Below are 16,057 nucleotides of genomic sequence, written 5' to 3' on the forward strand. Positions count from 1 at the left end.
TGCCCGGCCTCCGCGGCCTGCGGGTGCATTGTGGCTGGTCGGTGCAGGGGCGAGCGCTGCCGGGCACGGCCTACACCTGGCGCGGCAGGCGCTTCCCGTTGCGGTAGCGGCCCGGTGCGATGGTGAACTCGCGGCGGAACGCGTTGGCGAACGCGTACTCCGAGCTGTATCCGACCTGTGCGGCAACGACGCTCAGCGGTGCGTCGGAGCCGCGCAGCAGGCGCGCCGCGGTCGTCAGCCGCCACCAGGTCAGATAGGTCAACGGCGGGCGGCCGACGAGGGCGGTGAAGCGTCGGGCGAACGCGGCGCGCGAGGCCCCGCTGCATGTCGCCAGCTCCTGGACGGTCCACGGCCGCGCCGGATCGTGGTGGATCGCGTCCAGCGCCGTGCGGATCACCGGGTCGGCCAGCGCCGCCGCCCAGCCGGTGGGCCCCGCGCACACCGGCTGGTCCTCGAGCCAGGCCCGAAGGACGTAGAGCAGCAACGTCTCCAGCAGCGCGGACACGACGGCGTTGGTGCCGGGCCCGGGGCTCTCCAGTTCCGCGCCGAGCAGGTCCACCACCGCCCGAAGTCGCGGGTGGCGCCCGAGCCGGGCGGGCAGATGCACCACGTCGGGCAGCTCGTCCAGCAGCGGATGGCCGCGGTCCGCGTCGAGTTCGTAGGCACCGCACAGCACCACAGTGGTCAGTGGGCCGGCCCCGTCGGCGCCCTCCTGCACGGAATCAGCCAGTTCGTAGTGACCCCCGTGCGGGAGGAGCAGCACGTCCCCCGTACCGAGCGCCACCGGGTCGCCCTCCGCGGGGATCAGCCAGTACGTCCCCGCCAGAACGACCTCGAACGCAGCCGTCCCCGGCGTCGGTCGCAGGCGCTGTCGCCACGGGGAGACCCGCCTCACGCGCGCTGACCTCGGTTCACCGGTGCGCATCACGGTGATGACATCACTCAGCACGTCCATATCGCCAACCCCGCCGTCGAGTCTCCTGGCCGTCTCTCCGCGGAGACGTTCGCTTATCCATTCAAGACCATGACGCATTGGCCGTCTCGGGTTCGGTTCCTACGGTGGTGAAACACCTTCCGTGAACCGGCAAGGAGAAGGTAAGGACCCGTGATCATCCTCATGCTGCGCTTCGCTTTCAGAGCCGAGACGACCCAGGCCGAAAGGGCCGCCGTGCTGACGGCGATGCGGCGCACCGCGAACCTCGATTCGGTGTCGTTCTCAGCAGTCGGCCAGGACCTCGGAGATTCCGCCGACGGCTACACCCACGCCTACTGCGCGGGCGTGCGGGATCTGGTGGCGCTGCGGCGCTACCTGTACGACCCGGTGCACCTCGACGGCGACCTCCAGATCCTGCCGCACCTGGCCCGGCTGTCTGCGCTCCAGTCGTCGGACGACATGGACCCCGCGCTGAAGGAGAAGATCGTGGCGATGCACCGGGAGAAGGTGGCGGCACATCCCGAGTGGGGCCGCCTCCTCGACACGATCCCTCGATGATCCCCTCGGTCCCGCGCGGCTGCGCAACACCCGCGGGCCGTCCGGTCCGGGGCGTCACCGACCCATCAGGCAGCGACCGCTAGAGGACCACGACCTGACGAACGGCGCTTCCCTCGTGCAGGCGGTCGAAACCCTCGTTGATCTCGTCCAGTTCGATGCGGTGCGACAGCAGCCGGTCCACCGGGAGCGCACCAGATCGGTACAGCTCGATGAACCGGGGCACGTCGCGGCGGGGCACGCACGAACCCAGGTAGCTGCCGCGCAGCGTGCGTTCCTCGGCGACCAGGCTCAGCGCGGGCAGGGTGAGCTGGGCCTCGGGATCGGGCAGGCCGACGGTGACGGTCGTGCCGCCGCTGCGGGTCGCGTCGTAGGCCTGGCGCAGCACCGGGGCGACGCCGGTGGTGTCGATGACCTTCTCCGCTCCCCCACCGGTGATCTCGCGGATCTGCGCCACGGCACCCGATCCGCCCGCCACCGCGTGCGTCGCCCCCAGCCCGGTGGCCAGCTCCAGCTTGTGCGGCACGACGTCGACCGCGACCACAGTGGACGCGCCGGCCGCCTTCGCCATGAGCAGCGCGGCGAGCCCGACACCGCCGAGCCCGAACACCGCGACGCTCTCGCCCGGCTGCACCTGCGCGGAGTAGCGGGCCGCACCGGCGCCGGTGAGGACCGCGCAGCCGAACAGCGCGGCGATTTCGAAGGGGATGTCGGGGTCGATCTTCACCGCCGAGCGCGCCGACACCACGATGTGCTCGGCGAATGCGGAAACGCCGAGGTGGTGGTAGGGACGGGTCCCGTCGTCGGCGCTGAACCGCATGCCGCCGCCGAGCAGGGTGCCCTCGCCGTTGGCCGCCGCGCCCGGTCCGCACAGGGCCGGGCGTCCGGCCACGCACCGCTCGCAGTCGCCGCAGGACGGCACGAAGGCGAGCACCACGTGGTCACCGGGTGCGAAACCCGTCCCCTGCCCGGCTTCCACGACCTCACCGGCGGCCTCGTGACCGAGGGCCATCGGCAACGGGCGCGGGCGCGTTCCGTTGATCACCGACAGGTCCGAGTGGCACAGCCCGGCAGCGCGGACCCGCACCAGCAGCTCGCCCGGGCCGGGCGGGTCGAGGTGCAGGGTGGTGACCTCGATGGGGCGCGACTGCGCGTAGGGCTCGGGCCCTCCGGATTCCCGCAGGACGGCGGCGCGGACTCGCATCACGCCTCCGTCCCGGGCTGGAACGGGGTGCAGCGGGTGACCTGCCGGTCGGCGAGCAGCGGCACCACCTGGCCGAGCACGATCCGCTGGAAGTGCTCGGTCTCGCAGTGCCGGGCGAAGTCGGATTCGCCGTCGTACTCCTCGACGAGCACCACCACGTCGTCCTCTACCCCGGTGTGCACGCCGTAGCGGCGGCAGCCGGGTTCGGCCAGCGAGGCCGAAACCATCGGCGCGAGCAGTTCCAGCACTCGGTCCCGCTCGCCCGGCTGGACGACGTAGCGGGCGACTACGACGAAACTCATGGTTCTCCTGATCTCACAGCTGTTCAGCCGCGCAGCTGGTCCCGGGTCAGGGACCAGAGCGCGGGGTCGGAGGTCGCCGCCGCCACCGCGCCCATCGCCAGGGAGTGCGCGACACCGGCGGCGTCCATCACGAAGCCCGCCGCCACGAACGGCGAGAGCACCCGGCGCGCCTCCTCCGGCATCCACGGGATGATCGGCGCGGGCATCACCTCGACGAGGTCCGGGCTGCTGCGCCCGACGCCCTCCATGCTCCGGTTGAGGTTGGACCGGTCGGTGACGAACACCTTCTGCATGGTCAGCATGTCCAGCGCGCGGGCCCGGTCGATGAGCGCGGCTCGGGTGCTGACCACGCCCTGCGCGCCGATCCCGGTGAGGAAGTCGATCGCGCCCCGGTCCTGGGCCAGGCCGGGGCACGCGTCGATGTTGACGAACACGGTCTTGCCGAGGTGCACCAGGACGCGCACCGCGTTCGTCAGCTCGCCGACCGGGATCGACGCCAGGACGCAGACCTGCGATGCCGCCGAGGCGAAGTCCTTGACCCGCGCCGAGCCCACCACGGACGCGCAGACCGGGACGTCCTGGAACGCCGCGGCCAGCAGCGGCTTGACCGGCCGGGGCCGGGGTGTGGCACGTTCGCTCATGACAGGAACTTCTACCTCGTCGGGTCGCTCAGTCCAGCGGGCCGGTCCCGAACGGGCTCGGCAGGCCGAGTTTGCCGGGGTTGAGCACGCCGCGCGGGTCCAGCGCGTTCTTGACCGCTTCGAACACCCCGAAGCCGCTGCCCAGCGAGTCGGCCAGGTACGGGCCGCGCAGCAGGCCGGACCCGTGGTGGTGGCTCAGCGCCGCCCCGTGGCGGATCAGCGCCTGGTTGGCCGCGTCCCACGCCGCCCGGTACCACTCGCGCCGCCGCTCGGGTTCGACGTCGCCGCGCAGCGAGAAGTACAGGCAGGCGCCGTCGGTGTAGGCGTGCGACTGGTGCGCGGAGGCGGCCAGGGTGCCCGGGACGCTGTTGATCGCGGCGCACACGTCGTCGTAGATGGCGGGCAGCTTCGCCCACGGCCCGGCCATCTCCAGGGTGTCGGCGACGAAGCCGGGGCCGGGGGTGAAGCCGTCGGAGGACTTGCCGACCAGCATCCGCTCGTCGAGCCAGCGGTCGAAGATCGCCTGGCCGTCGAGTTCGGTGCCGGTGGCCGCGCACACCTCGGCGCTGACCGCCATGCTCGCCTCCACCACCAGCGGGTCGCCCTCGTCGGCGATCAGCAGCAGGTTGGTGTCCGGGTGGCCGAAGTGGGTGCCGCTCTCCAGCTGGTCGTAGAGCCGCAGGACGGCCGGCGTGCCGCCGCGCTGCATGATCTGCCTGCAGGCCTCCAGGCCGTCGGCGAAGGTCGCGAAGCCGTAGGCGATGGCCTTGGCGTGCTCGGGCAGCGGGTGGGTGCGCAGCCGGACGGAGGTGATGATGCCGAGGGTGCCTTCCGAGCCGACGAACAGCTGCCGCAGGTCCGGGCCGGTGGCCGCGCGCGGGTAGTCGCCGAAGGTGGTCAGCGTGCCGTCGGCCAGGACCACGTCCAGCCCGACGACCATGTCCTCGATCTTGCCGTAGCGGGTGGACAGCTGCCCGGCGCCGCGGCAGGCGACCCAGCCGCCCACGGTGGAGATGGCGAACGCCGAGGGCCAGTGCCCGGTGGTGGCGCCGTGGGTCTCCTGCAGCTCCTGCTCGAAGAGGTCGCCGAACATGCCGGCCCGCACCTCGACGATCTGCGATTCGGCGTCGAAGGAGGTGATGCCGGTCAGCCCGCACACGTCGAGCACGACACCGCCGAAGACCGGCAGCGCGGCACCGGTGACGTTGCTGCGGCCGGCCGAGACGGTCAGCGGGATGGTGTTGTCGTGGCAGAGCTCGGCCACCGCCTGGATCTGCTCGACGGTGCTGACCTCGACGATCACCGCGTCCGGGGTGGCCGGGCGGTCGGCGGTCTCGCCGATCATCGAACCCGCCCACCAGTCGCGGGTGCGCAGCACGACCTCGTCGTGATCGGTGTGCACGGCGTCGGCGGTGGCGCGCAGTTCGGCGATGACGCCGGCCGGGACCTCCACCGCCTCGGTCTGCAGCGATGCCGGGCCCTGGCCGATCTCGGTGCGCGCCGCGTAGCGGGGCGGGGTCGGGGCACCGACGACGTAGTTGCCGCGGTTGAAGGGGTGGGTGATGGTCTGACGGCTGATCATGCCTGGTCTCCCAACAGGATCGACTTCTCGCGGGCGATTTCGGACTGGTAGCTGCGCACCTGCTCGGCGATCTCGGCTTCGTCGAGCCCCAGTTCGGCGCCGAGCAGTTCGCCGACGACGGGGGCGGCTTCGGCGGAGGCGTCGCGGGCGAACAGGCGCAGGCGGGTGCGGCGGGAGAGCACGTCGTCGACCGAGCGGGCCATCTCGCAGCGGGCCGCGTAGACGACTTCGGCCTTGAGGTGCGGGTGTCCGGGCAGCAGCGGTTCGCCGAGCTCGGGGTTCTCCTCGATGAGCGCGCTGACGAAACGCGCTTCGGTGCCGTAGCGGCCGCCGAGGTGGGCGGCGATGCCGCCGGAGGCGCCGACGGCTTCGGCGTCGTATCCCGCGCCGCCCAGCAGCGGGAGCTTGGCGGTGCGGCTGCGGGTCTTGCGGCCGAGCAGCCCGGTGACCTTGTCCACCACCAGCTCACCCATGTGCCTGCTGGTGGTGAGCTTGCCGCCGGTGACGGTGACCATGCCGCCGGTGCCGACCTCGATGTGGTGGTCGCGGCGCATGTCGAGGGTCGCGCCCTCCTTGCCGCCGACCAGCGGCCGCAGACCGCCGTAGCTGCCGAGCACGTCGTCGGGGCCGAGGTCGGTGTCGAAGGCGACGTTGGCGCCGTCGAGCAGGAACTGCATCTCCTCGCGGGTGCAGTGCACGTCGTCGACGGAGCCGGTGTAGTCGGTGTCGGTGGTGCCGAGCACGACCACGTCGCCCCAGCGGGTGCAGGTGGCGCGGCGGGCCCGGCCGGGGATCGGCACGGTGACGGTGCAGTCGTTGCGGATCTTCGACCACGGCACCACGATGTGCACGCCCTTGGCCGGGCGGACCTGCGGGCGGTGCGCGGCGTCGGCCATCGCGTCGATGCCGTCGGTCCACACGCCGGTCGCGTTCACCACGACCCGGGCTCGCACGTCGATCTGCTGGCCGTCGGCGTGGACTTCCGCGCCGCGCACCCGGCCGCCGCTCTTGACCAGCCGCTCCACCTTCGCGCCGTTGGCGACGACCGCGCCGAGGTGCGCTGCGGTGCGCACGACGGTGAGGGTCAGCCGGGCGTCGTCGGTGCGGCTGTCGTAGTACATGAACCCGCCCTTGAGGTGCTCGGCGCGCAGTGTCGGCGCGTGCGAGAGCACCTCGTTGGGGGTCAGGCGCTGGTGCAGCCGACCGATGCGCCAGCCGCCCACCAGGTCGTAGGTCCACAGCAGACCTTCGAAGGCCTTGGCGACGCGGGCGTCGAAAACGCCTTCCTGCTCCAGGATCGGGAACAGGAACGGCAGCCGCTGCACCAGGTGCGGCGCGTTGCGGCGGAACCGGTGGCGCTCCAGCAGCGAGTGCCGGACCAGGTTGACGTTGCCCTGCTCGATGTAGCGCAGGCCGCCGTGCACCATCTTCGACGACTTCGACGAGGTTCCCGATGCGAAGTCGTCGCGTTCCACCAGCGCCACGGACAGGCCGCGGGAGACCGCGTCCAGCGCGGTGTAGGCGCCGGTGATGCCGCCGCCGATCACCAGGACGTCGAACTCGGTTTCGCCGAGCCGCCGCAGCGCCCGCCGCCGGTCCAGGGTCACCGGCGCACCGGGGGTTGCCTTGGCAGCGGCCGAGTTCGGCCGCCTGCCGGGGAGTTTCAGCATGTTGTTCCTTCTTCTGGCAGTGACTTGCGGAGCACGCGTCCCCATTGCGCGCGCAGCTCCTGCCGTTCGTCCTCGCCGATCGCGGGCTCGAAGGCCCGGCCGGCCGGGAGTGCGTGGAGGGCCTCGTCGAGCGAGTCCCACAGGCCGAGGCGGACCCCGGCCAGGTAGGCGACGCCGCGTAGGCTCGCGGTGGCCGAGTCCGCGGCCCGCTCGATGGCGACGCCGGCCAGGTCGGCCTGGCTCTGCAGCAGGGCGTCGCTGGCCGCGAGCCCGCCGCCGACGCGCAGCCGGGTCAGCTCGTGCCCCGCGGGCATCGCCGCACGCACTCCGTCGACGGTGTCGCACACCGAGTGCGCGATGCCTTCGAGGACGGCGCGGGCGATCCCGGCCCGGGTGGTGGCCAGGCTCAGACCGGTCAGGCTGGCCCGCGCGCCGGGCTCCGCGACGGGGGTGCGGAGCCCGGCGAGGGTGGGCACGAACCAGGTCTCCCGTTCGCGCGGCTGCCGGCCGGCGAGTTCGCCGACCTGCTCGGCGGAGTCGAACAGCTGCAGGTCCTCGACCAGCCAGCGCAGGGCCGAACCGGTCGTGGAGGTGTAGGCCTCCAGGCTGAAGCGGGTGCGCCCGCCGCTGCGCCAGCCGGGCAGCGCGAGCACCCCGGCCGTGGCGGTGGCCGCGTCTGCGGGTTCGTCGCCGGTGAGCGCGCCGACGAAGGTGCCGGTGCCGTGCATGCACATGCCCTGCCCGGCTTCGAGCGCGCCCAGCGCGATCAGCGATGCGTGCTGATCTCCCATCGCCGCCGCGATGGGCACCCGGACGCCCAGCACGTCCGGGTCGGTCCAGCCGAAGTCGCCGTCGTCGTCGACCAGTGCCGGCGCGAGCTGCGCCGGGCAGCCGACGGCGGCGAGCCATTCGGCGTCCCAGCGGTGTTCGCGCAGCAGGTAGCCGCCGAGCGCCGCGGCGTTGGAGGTGGCGACCCCGTGCCGGGTGCCGCCGTTGAGGTTCCAGCTAAGCCAGGTGTCGATCGGGCCGAACAGCAGCCGGCCGTCCGCCGCCGCGGCGGCCACCTGCGGGTTCTGCTCGATCTGCCGCGCCGCCCAGAAGAACGGCGAACGGGTGCCGACCGGGCGGCCGGTGCGGGCCAGCTGGACCGGGTCCCACTCGGCCGCGAGCTCGGCGAGCTCGGCGGCGTAGCGGCGGTCCTGCCACACCACGGCCGGGGCCAGCGGCCGCCCGGTTTCGCGGTCCCACAGCACGGCGGTGGCGCGCTGGGTGCACAGGGCGACGCCGGTGATCTCGACCGCGTTGTCACCGGCCCACCGCACCGCCTGCCGCGCCACGTCCAGCGTGCGCCGCCACAGCTCGTCGGCGTCCTGCTCGACGCGCAGCGGATCGGGGTGCAGCACCGCGATCGGCTGGTAGAAGGACGGGCCGCTGGCGCCGTCGGCGGTGACCACCGCCGCCCGAGTGCCGGTGGAGCCTTCATCGATGGACAGGACGCCCCGTTGCGTTCCGCTCACGTGCCGTGCCTCCCTCAGTGCCTGTCCTTGAAGCTGATGTTTGTCTTGAAGCGGCGTAGCCGCTTGGCCCGTCTACGGCGCTTGCACCGCCGCGGGTGCTCAGCGTTCGCCTGGCGAGGACGGCCCGTTCGCCGTGTATTGGGCATACATAGGAACGGGATCCCGGCGCCAGGCGGACGCTGAGGTTCCGCCACCCGCACCACCGCGCAAAACGAGTTCGTCAGACCGGTCTTCCCGCGAGCGCGCGCGGCTTGAGGTCGATGACCTCTTCGTCCGGGTCGATGCTGCTGCGGGTCGGGTCCCACTTGATGATCAGGCAGGTGATCAGGCCCAGCAGCGGCACGGCGGACAGCAGCGCGATCGTCGCCCCGAGGCCCATCGACTCCTTGATCAGCGGGAAGATGTAGAGGCCGATCACGCTGCCGAAGCTGCCCAGCATGCCGGTGATCCCGGTGCCCAGGGTGCGGATGTCGCTGCGGTAGGACAGCGCGGCGATGGACTTGCCGTTGGCGCCGGGCCCCGCGGAGTGGAAGAAGATGAACAGGAACGGCACCGCGAAGGACAGCAGCGTCGGCAGGTTCCCGAAGCCCAAGCCGAGTGTCAGCAGCAGCACGAAGGCCATCGCGTAGCCGACCGCGGAGCTCAGCCGCAGGCCCATCCGGCGGCCGATGTAGGCCGAGACCGCGCCGCCGATGATGCCCGCCGCGTTGAACACCATCGACCCGATGGTGGCGGTCTCGAACTGGTCGCCGAAGATCGCCAGGCTGATCACCGGCAGGTACCAGCCGATGGCGAAGTACTGCATCGACTGGGTCAGCGAGATCATCGTGGACAGCATCGTCCGCGCCAGGTAGGGCTTGCGGAACAGCACGCCGGTGTGCCGGAAACCGATGGCGGGCTGCTGCTCGGTCCGCGTCTCGGTGCGCTCACCGGCGACGACGTTGAAGCCGTAGATGCGGTGCAGGCACTTGGCGGCGTCGGCGAGCCTGCCCTGCGAGGCCAGCCAGGCGGGGCTCTCCACCAGGAACAGCAGCTGCAGGATCAGCAGCACGCCGGCGAACACCGCGGCGGAGCCGACCGAGTAGCGCCAGATCTCGGTGCCGATGCCGAACTTGAAGAACACCAGCGTCAGCGCCAGGTTCGTGGTGGTGGCGATGTACCAGACGCACTGCCAGAGGTTCAGGCGTCCCTTGAGCTTGGTGGGCGTGTACTCGGCGAGCATCGCCATCGCGACCGCGAAGTCGATGCCGTAGGCGATGCCCACCAGCGCGCGGCCGCACCACACGGTTTCGAAGGTGCCCGCGTAGGCGGTCAGCAGGGCGCCCGCCACGGCGATGACCTTGGCCAGCAGCAGCGGCTTGACCCGGCCGATGCGGGCGGCCAGCCAGCCGCCGATCGGGTTGAACACGATCGCGATGGCCGGTGCGGTCGCGGTGAGCAGCCCGACCTGGGTCGCGGTGAGGCCGAGCTCGGAGACCATCGGCGAGAGCCCGGCGCCCAGCGCGGCGTTGGAGTAGGCGTCGAGGAAAAGCCCGCCCAGGATCAGGTACCACAGCAGGTTCGCCTTGCCGGGCAGCCGCTCCAGCTTGTTGATCAACGCCACCACGTGCGGGACGCCGGAGATCGTCTCCGCTGCCGGGTTCGAAGGTGAGGCCATGGATCGCCACCTCTCGGAAGAGAAGGCCGCTGGCAGCGATCCGACGAGACGAAGGCACGACGAAGTCCGCTGACAGTGGCTCTTCGTCTATGCCTGTCGTTGAGGCGAGACATTAACCTCGCCGAAACCCGCCCGTCAAGCGCTCAGGTGCTCGGCGAAGAAGGCCTCGATGCGCCGCCAGGCGTCGGCGGCCGATTCCGGGTGCGGTCCGGTGCCGGTGATCCGCAGCAGCGGCCGAATCGCCCGGGGCCCGTTCTCGGCGTCGTTGAGGAACGAGTGCCCGGCGTCCGGGTACTCCTTGACGTCGCGCGGCACGCCGGCCCGCTCCAGCGCCGCGTCCAGCTTCGACGCGGCGCCCTTCAGCAGCCCGTCGCGGCCGCCGTAGCTGCCCACGACCGGGCAGGCACCGGCCAGCGCGCGGTCGATGTCCTTCGGCAGCTGCCCGTAGTTGGCCGAGGCGACGTCGAACTTGCCGAGCCCGGCGGCGACCAGCGCGAAGGCCCCGCCCATGCAGAACCCGATGAGTCCGACCTTGCCGGTGCAGTCGGGCCGCTCCACCAGGGCTTCCCGCGCGGCGTCCAGGTCGGCGTAGGCGCGTCCGCGACCGGAGAGCGCGGCGCGCATGGTCGGCACCAGGCAGCGCCGCGCACCTCCGTCGGTGTACAGGTCGGGCAGCAGCGCCAGGTAACCGGCCTCGGCCATGCGCTCGGTCTGGCGCAGCATGACCTCGTCCACCCCGAACGCCTCGTGGACGACCACGACGCCGGGCCACGGCCCGGAACCCGCGGGCTGCGCGAGGTGACCGGTCAGCTTGCGCGAACCGCCGAGGGCGCTGCTGCGCGTGGTGAGTTCGACCGGGGTCGTGGGCATGGGCTTCCTCCGGCGGGTCGACGATCAACTCCCGACCAGCATGCCCCAACCCGCCTCAGCGCGTCTTCAGCTCGACCACGCGCACGCCGTAGGCGGGCAGCACCACTTCGGTGAGCTCCTCCCCGGTGCCGAGTTCGTGGACCGAACGTCCCGGCGCGGTGGGCACGACCGGGACTTCGTGGTCGTGCTGGCTGACCAGCCAGGCGAAGACACGTCCGTCCCGGTGCACCAGCACGTCGGCGAACACCCGCGGATCGTCGACCGAGATCACCCGGTCGATCCCGGCGATGCGGGCCAGCGCCGCGTAGAGCCGGTGGGTGTCCTCCGGGTTGACCCGCGAGTTCCGGGCCGCGAAGTGCTCGACCGGGTAGGTGCACAGCACCGCTTCGCCGCTGCCCGTCGGGTGCCGGAGCAGCGCCGGGCGCCCGTGCGCGTCGGTGGCCACCACCTTGGCGCCGCGCGGCCGCACCGGCAGGTAGGCGCGGCTGTGCTCGTTGCCGCCGACCCGGAAGCGCAGCACCTCGCCCGCGGTGATGTCGCCGAAGTCCTCGGTGAAGGTCATCTCCACCACCTCGTCGGCCACTTCGTCCACCACGCCGTAGGTGAGCTGCTTCTCGACGCCGAAGGTCTCGTCGAAGTACGGGATCCACGGCTGCCGGTGGTGGCCCACCTCGCCCGCCGTGTAGGACAGGTACAGCAGCGCGCCGTCGGCGACGCGCTCCCGCAGCCGCTGCCAGGTGGGGCCCTGGATCTGCTTCACGCAGGGCAGCAGGTAGAGCGAGCAGTCGGGGTCGATCCCGTCGCGTTCCCGGGTGAAGCCGACCGGCAGGTCGGCCTCGCGGGCCGCCACGTGCGCCTGCTGCAGAGACGTGAAGATCAGCGGGCGGTCGTCGTCCTGGCTGAACGGGTAGCCGCGCTCCAGGTACTCGGTGACCACCAGCGCGGCCTGCGCGTCGGGCCGCTCGCACCCGGCGAAGTCCACTTCGGACAGTATGCGGGCGAACTCGGCGAGCTCGTGCAGCGGCGGTTTCGGGTTCCCGGCGCGGTCGGTGATCCCGAAGTGCATCTCGAACGGGTGGTGCGAGTACGGGCCCTGCTCGACGAGGTCGTCGTAGTCGGTGTTGTTCCAGGCGATCCAGCCGGTGGCCCCGGCCAGCAGCGAGTTGTGCAGGGTCTGCCGGTAGTAGTGCCCGGCGCCTGCCGCGGAGACCTGGTCGCTGGAGAGCCCGAACTCCTCCAGCACGACCGGTTTCCCGGCCACCGCGGACAACTCGCAGATGAACGCCGCGTTGAGGTGCTGGCGCACCGGGTCGCCGTCGATCCGGTACACGTGCGGCCCGACGAAGTCGACCAGCTCGCCGGTGTCGCGCACCGAGAACCCGTTGTCGGTGCCGGTCACCTCGATCCCCCAGGCGCCGTCGCCCAGCGACACCGGCTGGTGCCCGCCGCCGGCGCGCACTGCCTGCACCATGAGCTGCGCCCAGGCGTTGACCTGCTCGACCGGTGCTTTCGGCTCGTGCCGCAGCCGGCCGTAGATCGGCATCTCGTTGCTGATCAGCCACCCGGCCACGGCCGGGTGCGCGGCGAAGCGCTCGGTCATCCGCTGGACGAACCACGCCTGCCGGGACACCAGCCACACGTCGGCGTAGAGATCCCGGCCGCCGCGCCAGGCCGGATCCCAGTTGTCACCGGACATGTGGCCGACGATGAAGGTCGGGATGGAGGTCATCCCGACCTCGCGGTGCGCGTCGAGGAAGTCGGCGAAGTGCTCGGTCTTCGCCTCGTCGATGCGGTCGGGCGCGGGCATGAAGTCCGGCCAGTAGAAGAACGAGCGGGTCTGCCGCAGGCCGTGGTCGAACAGCACCCGCAGCTCCTCGCGCACCACCTCCGGCGAGTAGTTCCGCCACATCAGCGGGCCGCCGGTGCGGGACCAGAAGTTCGCCCCGAGCCACACCTGCGGCACTCCACCCGCCAGCAGCTTCGCGGAGTTGCGTCGCATCGAATCCCCTTTCTCGGGCGGTCACTTGACCGCGCCCGCGGTGAGCCCCTGCGCGAGGTAGCGCTGCAGGAACAGGAAACCGACGACCACCGGGATGCTGACCACCAGCGAGGCGGCCATCACCTCGTTCCAGTACACCGAGGACTGCGTGGAGTACTCCCGCAGCCCGACGGCCAGGGTGCGCGATCCCGAGTCGGTCATGATCGAGGCGAACAGCGTCTCGCCCCAGGCGGTCATGAACGAGTAGATGCCCACCGCCGCGATGCCCGGCCGCGCGGCGGGCAGCACGACCCGCACCAGCGCGCCCACCGGGCCCGCGCCGTCGATCAGCGCCGCCTCGTCGAGATCGCGCGGGATGGAGTCGAAGTAGCCGACCAGCATCCAGGTGGAGAACGGCAGCGAGAACGTCAGGTAGGTGATGATCAGCCCCACCTGGCTGCCGTGCAGCGCGATGCCGGTCACCTGCCCGATCGTGGCGTAGATCAGGTACAGCGGCAGCAGGAACAGGATGCCGGGGAACATCTGGGTGGACAGCACGACGATGCGGAAGGTGTCCCGACCCCGGAACCGGTACCGGCTGATCGCGTAGGCGGCGAGCACCGCGATCGCCACCGACAGCACCGCCGCGCCCGCGGCCACCACGACGCTGTTGCGGAAGTAGGTGGCCAGCGGGACGGTGGACCACATGTCCACGAACGGCTGGAAGGTGATCTCGCCGGGCAGCCATTCGAACCGGTCCTGCACCCGGGACAGCGGTTTGACCGCTGAGGTGACCATGACGTAGAGCGGGACGAGCACGAACAGCGCGAGGCCGGTCAGCCCCACCACCCGCAGGACGCGGAACCAGCGAGGCTCAGACATCCTTCATCCTCCGCGACGTGAACGCCAGGTACCCGGCGGTGACCACCAGCAGGAACAGCAGCAGCAGCGCGGACATCGCCGAGCCCAGGCCGAAGTTCCAGGTGAGGAACGAGCTGCTGTAGATGTGGATGGACAGCAGGTTCGCCGCGCCCGGCACCGACTTGTCGAACAGCAGGTAGGCCACGTTGAAGTCGTTGAACGTCCACAGGAAGAGCACGAGCACCAGCACCTGGTTGACCGGGCGCAGCATCGGCAGCGTGATCGAGCGGAACTGCTGCCACGGGCCCGCCCCGTCCACTGTGGCCGATTCGTGCACGTCGGACGGGATGGACTGCATGCCGGCCATCAGCGCCAGGAACGCGAACGGCCACAGCCGCCACACCGCGGTGATCACCAGACTGAGGAACGCGTTGTCGCCCAGCAGCCAGAACGTGCCGCCGCCGAGCCCGAGGTCGGCGAGCACGGTGTTCACCATGCCGTCGCTGCGGTCCAGCATGAACTTCCAGATCAGCACCGCGGTGTAGACCGGCAGCGCGTAGGGCACCAGGAACAGCGCTCGCAGCACGGCGCGGCCGGGGAAGGACCGCTGGAGCAGCGTGGCGGCGAACATGCCCAGCGCCCAGGAGATCGCGACCGTCAGCACCGCGAAGGCGCAGGTGATCAGGAACGAGTGCAGCAGCTCGGCCCCGACCGCCCCGTTGAAGTCGATCGCGAACCGGTAGTTGTCCAATCCCGCGAACGGCGCCCGGATCCAGTTGCGCACGTGGAACTGCGTCAGCTCCAGCACGCTCATCCACAGCCCGCCCAGCATCGGCACCAGGTGCACCAGCAGCTCGAAGGCCAGCGCGGGCGCCAGCAGCAGGTACGGCAGCGCCCGCCTGCTGGGCGTCCACTTGCGGCGTTCGGCGCGTGTCGGAGTCGTCATCCGCCGCTCCCCCGCATCTTCTGCTCGGCGTCGGACAGCGCTTCGCGCACCTCCGCAGCGCCGACCTGCCGACCGGTGGCGATCTCGGCGAACAGGTCGCGCATCGCAGCGCCGACGGTGGTCTCGAAGTGCGCCTCGTTGGGGATCATCGGCACCGTTTCCGAGCCGGTGGCCAGCACTTCGCGGAAGACCTGGTTCTTCGGCGTGTGGAACGCGGGATGGCCGTAGGCGTCCTCGACGACCGGCAGCGTGCCGTACTGGTCGTTGAGGATCGCCTGCTCCTCGGCGCTGGTCAGGAACTCCACCAGCGCCAGGGCCTGCTCGCGGCGCGGGCTGTCGGCGAAGACCGCGACGTTCGACCCGGCGACGTGGCTGCGCACCGCGCGCCCGCCCGGCGGCAGCGGATCCGGCACCGGCAGCGGCACGACGCCGTAAGCCTCGTCGGGCATGCCGTTCTCCTGCAGCGTCGGGATGACGCTGTTCTGCGCGATGAGCATCGCGGCTCTGCCGTTGGTGAAGTTCGACGCAGCACCCGAGGCGTTGCCCTCCTCGGCGTCGTCCGGGCTCACCACTCCTTCGGCGCCCATCAGGTCGACGTACTGCCGCACCGCGGCGACCGCTTCCGGTGAGGTGAAGGTGGCGTTGCCGCGCTCATCGATCAGGTGGGTGCCCTGCTGGCGGCCGAACATGAACGCGAAGTGCGCGTTCTCGGTGTAGCTGGCGCCTGCGATGGTCAGACCCCAGCGGTCGCGCGCCGGATCGGTCAGCCGCTTGGCGGCGACGAGGAACTCCTGCCAGTCGCGCGGCGGGTCGATGCCGGCTTCGGCGAAGCGCGCCTTGTCGTAGAACAGGCCGTAGGACAACCCGTACAGCGGCAGCGACGACGGCGCCCGGCCGGGCATGCCGGTGGAGCTCATGCTGCTGTCCAGGAAGCGGTCCCGGCCGCCGAAGCGGTCCATCAGCGGATCGTCGAAGGGCACGAACGCGCCGGTCGCCTGCAGCGAGGCGGCCCAGGTGTTGCCGAGGTTCACCACGTCCGGGGCGACTCCGGAGGTCGCCGCGCCGAGGATCCGGTTGAGCAGGTCGGACCAGCCGATGACCTCGACGTCGACCTCGATCCCGGTGCGCTCGGTGAACTTGGCCAGTTCCGCGCCGAGGATGCGCAGGTCCTGTTCGGAGCTCTTGCCCTGGTTGCTGGCCCAGTAGGTGATGCGGTGGGAGTTCTCGGCCGGTGGTGCGCAGCCGGTGAGCATGGCGGTGATCAGCGTCGCGATCAACGACACCGCCGCGAGCGAGCGTTTGTCCACGAAACGACTCCTCGTGCTTGTCGGGCCCGTCGT

The 16,057-nt window shown here is 71.2% G+C and carries 14 protein-coding genes; 1 reads left to right on the top strand and 13 read right to left on the bottom strand.

Annotated features, from left to right (window positions below; all coding sequences use genetic code 11):
- Positions 1 to 70 precede the first annotated feature (70 nt).
- On the bottom strand, positions 71 to 955 hold the full coding sequence (locus C4T78_RS07880; RefSeq protein WP_093356392.1) for an AraC family transcriptional regulator: 885 nt from the start codon (positions 953 to 955) through the stop codon (positions 71 to 73).
- A 150-nt stretch (positions 956 to 1,105) separates the two neighbouring features.
- Here C4T78_RS07880 and C4T78_RS07885 point away from each other — a divergent pair, with 150 nt between their 5' ends.
- On the top strand, positions 1,106 to 1,492 hold the full coding sequence (locus tag C4T78_RS07885; protein ID WP_093356391.1) for a Dabb family protein: 387 nt from the start codon (positions 1,106 to 1,108) through the stop codon (positions 1,490 to 1,492).
- A gap of 79 nt (positions 1,493 to 1,571) precedes the next feature.
- Here the strand turns inward: C4T78_RS07885 and C4T78_RS07890 are convergent, their stop codons facing one another.
- The 12 genes from C4T78_RS07890 to C4T78_RS07945 all read right to left on the bottom strand — a co-directional run bounded on the left by C4T78_RS07890 (position 1,572) and on the right by C4T78_RS07945 (position 16,024).
- Positions 1,572 to 2,693 carry a zinc-dependent alcohol dehydrogenase family protein gene (locus C4T78_RS07890; protein ID WP_093356390.1) on the bottom strand — a complete coding sequence of 374 codons (1,122 nt, stop codon included), beginning with the start codon at positions 2,691 to 2,693 and terminating at the stop codon, positions 1,572 to 1,574.
- Positions 2,693 to 2,995: a putative quinol monooxygenase gene (locus C4T78_RS07895; RefSeq protein WP_093356388.1), complete on the bottom strand. Its 303-nt coding sequence runs from the start codon at positions 2,993 to 2,995 to the stop codon at positions 2,693 to 2,695. The genes C4T78_RS07890 and C4T78_RS07895 overlap by 1 nt, the downstream gene beginning before the upstream one ends.
- A 23-nt stretch (positions 2,996 to 3,018) precedes the next feature.
- Positions 3,019 to 3,636: a glycerol-3-phosphate responsive antiterminator gene (locus tag C4T78_RS07900; protein ID WP_093356387.1), complete on the bottom strand. Its 618-nt coding sequence runs from the start codon at positions 3,634 to 3,636 to the stop codon at positions 3,019 to 3,021.
- Between the two features lie 28 nt (positions 3,637 to 3,664).
- Positions 3,665 to 5,218 (bottom strand): FAD-binding oxidoreductase, encoded by a 1,554-nt coding sequence (locus C4T78_RS07905; RefSeq protein WP_093356386.1) that lies wholly within the window; start codon positions 5,216 to 5,218, stop codon positions 3,665 to 3,667.
- Entirely contained in the window at positions 5,215 to 6,888 is a 1,674-nt protein-coding gene (locus C4T78_RS07910; protein WP_093356384.1) for a glycerol-3-phosphate dehydrogenase/oxidase, read from the bottom strand. Before C4T78_RS07910 ends, C4T78_RS07905 begins: the two co-directional genes overlap by 4 nt.
- Positions 6,882 to 8,405, bottom strand: coding sequence for an FGGY family carbohydrate kinase (locus C4T78_RS07915; RefSeq protein ID WP_218161678.1), 1,524 nt, complete (start codon positions 8,403 to 8,405; stop codon positions 6,882 to 6,884). Before C4T78_RS07915 ends, C4T78_RS07910 begins: the two co-directional genes overlap by 7 nt.
- A 220-nt stretch (positions 8,406 to 8,625) precedes the next feature.
- Positions 8,626 to 10,062: an MFS transporter gene (locus C4T78_RS07920; protein WP_093356382.1), complete on the bottom strand. Its 1,437-nt coding sequence runs from the start codon at positions 10,060 to 10,062 to the stop codon at positions 8,626 to 8,628.
- A gap of 135 nt (positions 10,063 to 10,197) precedes the next feature.
- Positions 10,198 to 10,932: a dienelactone hydrolase family protein gene (locus tag C4T78_RS07925; RefSeq protein WP_093356380.1), complete on the bottom strand. Its 735-nt coding sequence runs from the start codon at positions 10,930 to 10,932 to the stop codon at positions 10,198 to 10,200.
- Between the two features lie 55 nt (positions 10,933 to 10,987).
- Positions 10,988 to 12,931 carry a glycoside hydrolase 5 family protein gene (locus tag C4T78_RS07930; RefSeq protein WP_093356379.1) on the bottom strand — a complete coding sequence of 648 codons (1,944 nt, stop codon included), beginning with the start codon at positions 12,929 to 12,931 and terminating at the stop codon, positions 10,988 to 10,990.
- A gap of 21 nt (positions 12,932 to 12,952) precedes the next feature.
- The gene (locus C4T78_RS07935; protein ID WP_093160704.1) at positions 12,953 to 13,792 is read right to left on the bottom strand and encodes a carbohydrate ABC transporter permease; all 840 of its coding nucleotides are present in this window, start codon (positions 13,790 to 13,792) and stop codon (positions 12,953 to 12,955) included.
- On the bottom strand, positions 13,785 to 14,717 hold the full coding sequence (locus C4T78_RS07940) for a carbohydrate ABC transporter permease (RefSeq protein ID WP_093356377.1): 933 nt from the start codon (positions 14,715 to 14,717) through the stop codon (positions 13,785 to 13,787). The genes C4T78_RS07935 and C4T78_RS07940 overlap by 8 nt, the downstream gene beginning before the upstream one ends.
- A complete protein-coding gene (locus C4T78_RS07945) occupies positions 14,714 to 16,024 on the bottom strand; it encodes an ABC transporter substrate-binding protein (RefSeq protein ID WP_235863729.1) in 1,311 nt (436 codons plus the stop codon). Before C4T78_RS07945 ends, C4T78_RS07940 begins: the two co-directional genes overlap by 4 nt.
- Positions 16,025 to 16,057 lie beyond the last annotated feature (33 nt).

It is taken from the genome of Saccharopolyspora kobensis (assembly GCF_900108315.1).
GTDB classification, from domain to species: domain Bacteria; phylum Actinomycetota; class Actinomycetes; order Mycobacteriales; family Pseudonocardiaceae; genus Saccharopolyspora; species Saccharopolyspora kobensis.

What these genes read in the sequence shown, in the direction of transcription:
- C4T78_RS07880 (WP_093356392.1), bottom strand. Translation starts at nt 955, where the DNA reads ATGGACGTGCTGAGTGATGTCATCACCGTGATGCGCACCGGTGAACCG.
- C4T78_RS07890 (WP_093356390.1), bottom strand. Translation starts at nt 2,693, where the DNA reads ATGCGAGTCCGCGCCGCCGTCCTGCGGGAATCCGGAGGGCCCGAGCCC.
- C4T78_RS07895 (WP_093356388.1), bottom strand. Translation starts at nt 2,995, where the DNA reads ATGAGTTTCGTCGTAGTCGCCCGCTACGTCGTCCAGCCGGGCGAGCGG.
- C4T78_RS07900 (WP_093356387.1), bottom strand. Translation starts at nt 3,636, where the DNA reads ATGAGCGAACGTGCCACACCCCGGCCCCGGCCGGTCAAGCCGCTGCTG.
- C4T78_RS07905 (WP_093356386.1), bottom strand. Translation starts at nt 5,218, where the DNA reads ATGATCAGCCGTCAGACCATCACCCACCCCTTCAACCGCGGCAACTAC.
- C4T78_RS07910 (WP_093356384.1), bottom strand. Translation starts at nt 6,888, where the DNA reads ATGCTGAAACTCCCCGGCAGGCGGCCGAACTCGGCCGCTGCCAAGGCA.
- C4T78_RS07920 (WP_093356382.1), bottom strand. Translation starts at nt 10,062, where the DNA reads ATGGCCTCACCTTCGAACCCGGCAGCGGAGACGATCTCCGGCGTCCCG.
- C4T78_RS07925 (WP_093356380.1), bottom strand. Translation starts at nt 10,932, where the DNA reads ATGCCCACGACCCCGGTCGAACTCACCACGCGCAGCAGCGCCCTCGGC.
- C4T78_RS07930 (WP_093356379.1), bottom strand. Translation starts at nt 12,931, where the DNA reads ATGCGACGCAACTCCGCGAAGCTGCTGGCGGGTGGAGTGCCGCAGGTG.
- C4T78_RS07935 (WP_093160704.1), bottom strand. Translation starts at nt 13,792, where the DNA reads ATGTCTGAGCCTCGCTGGTTCCGCGTCCTGCGGGTGGTGGGGCTGACC.
- C4T78_RS07940 (WP_093356377.1), bottom strand. Translation starts at nt 14,717, where the DNA reads ATGACGACTCCGACACGCGCCGAACGCCGCAAGTGGACGCCCAGCAGG.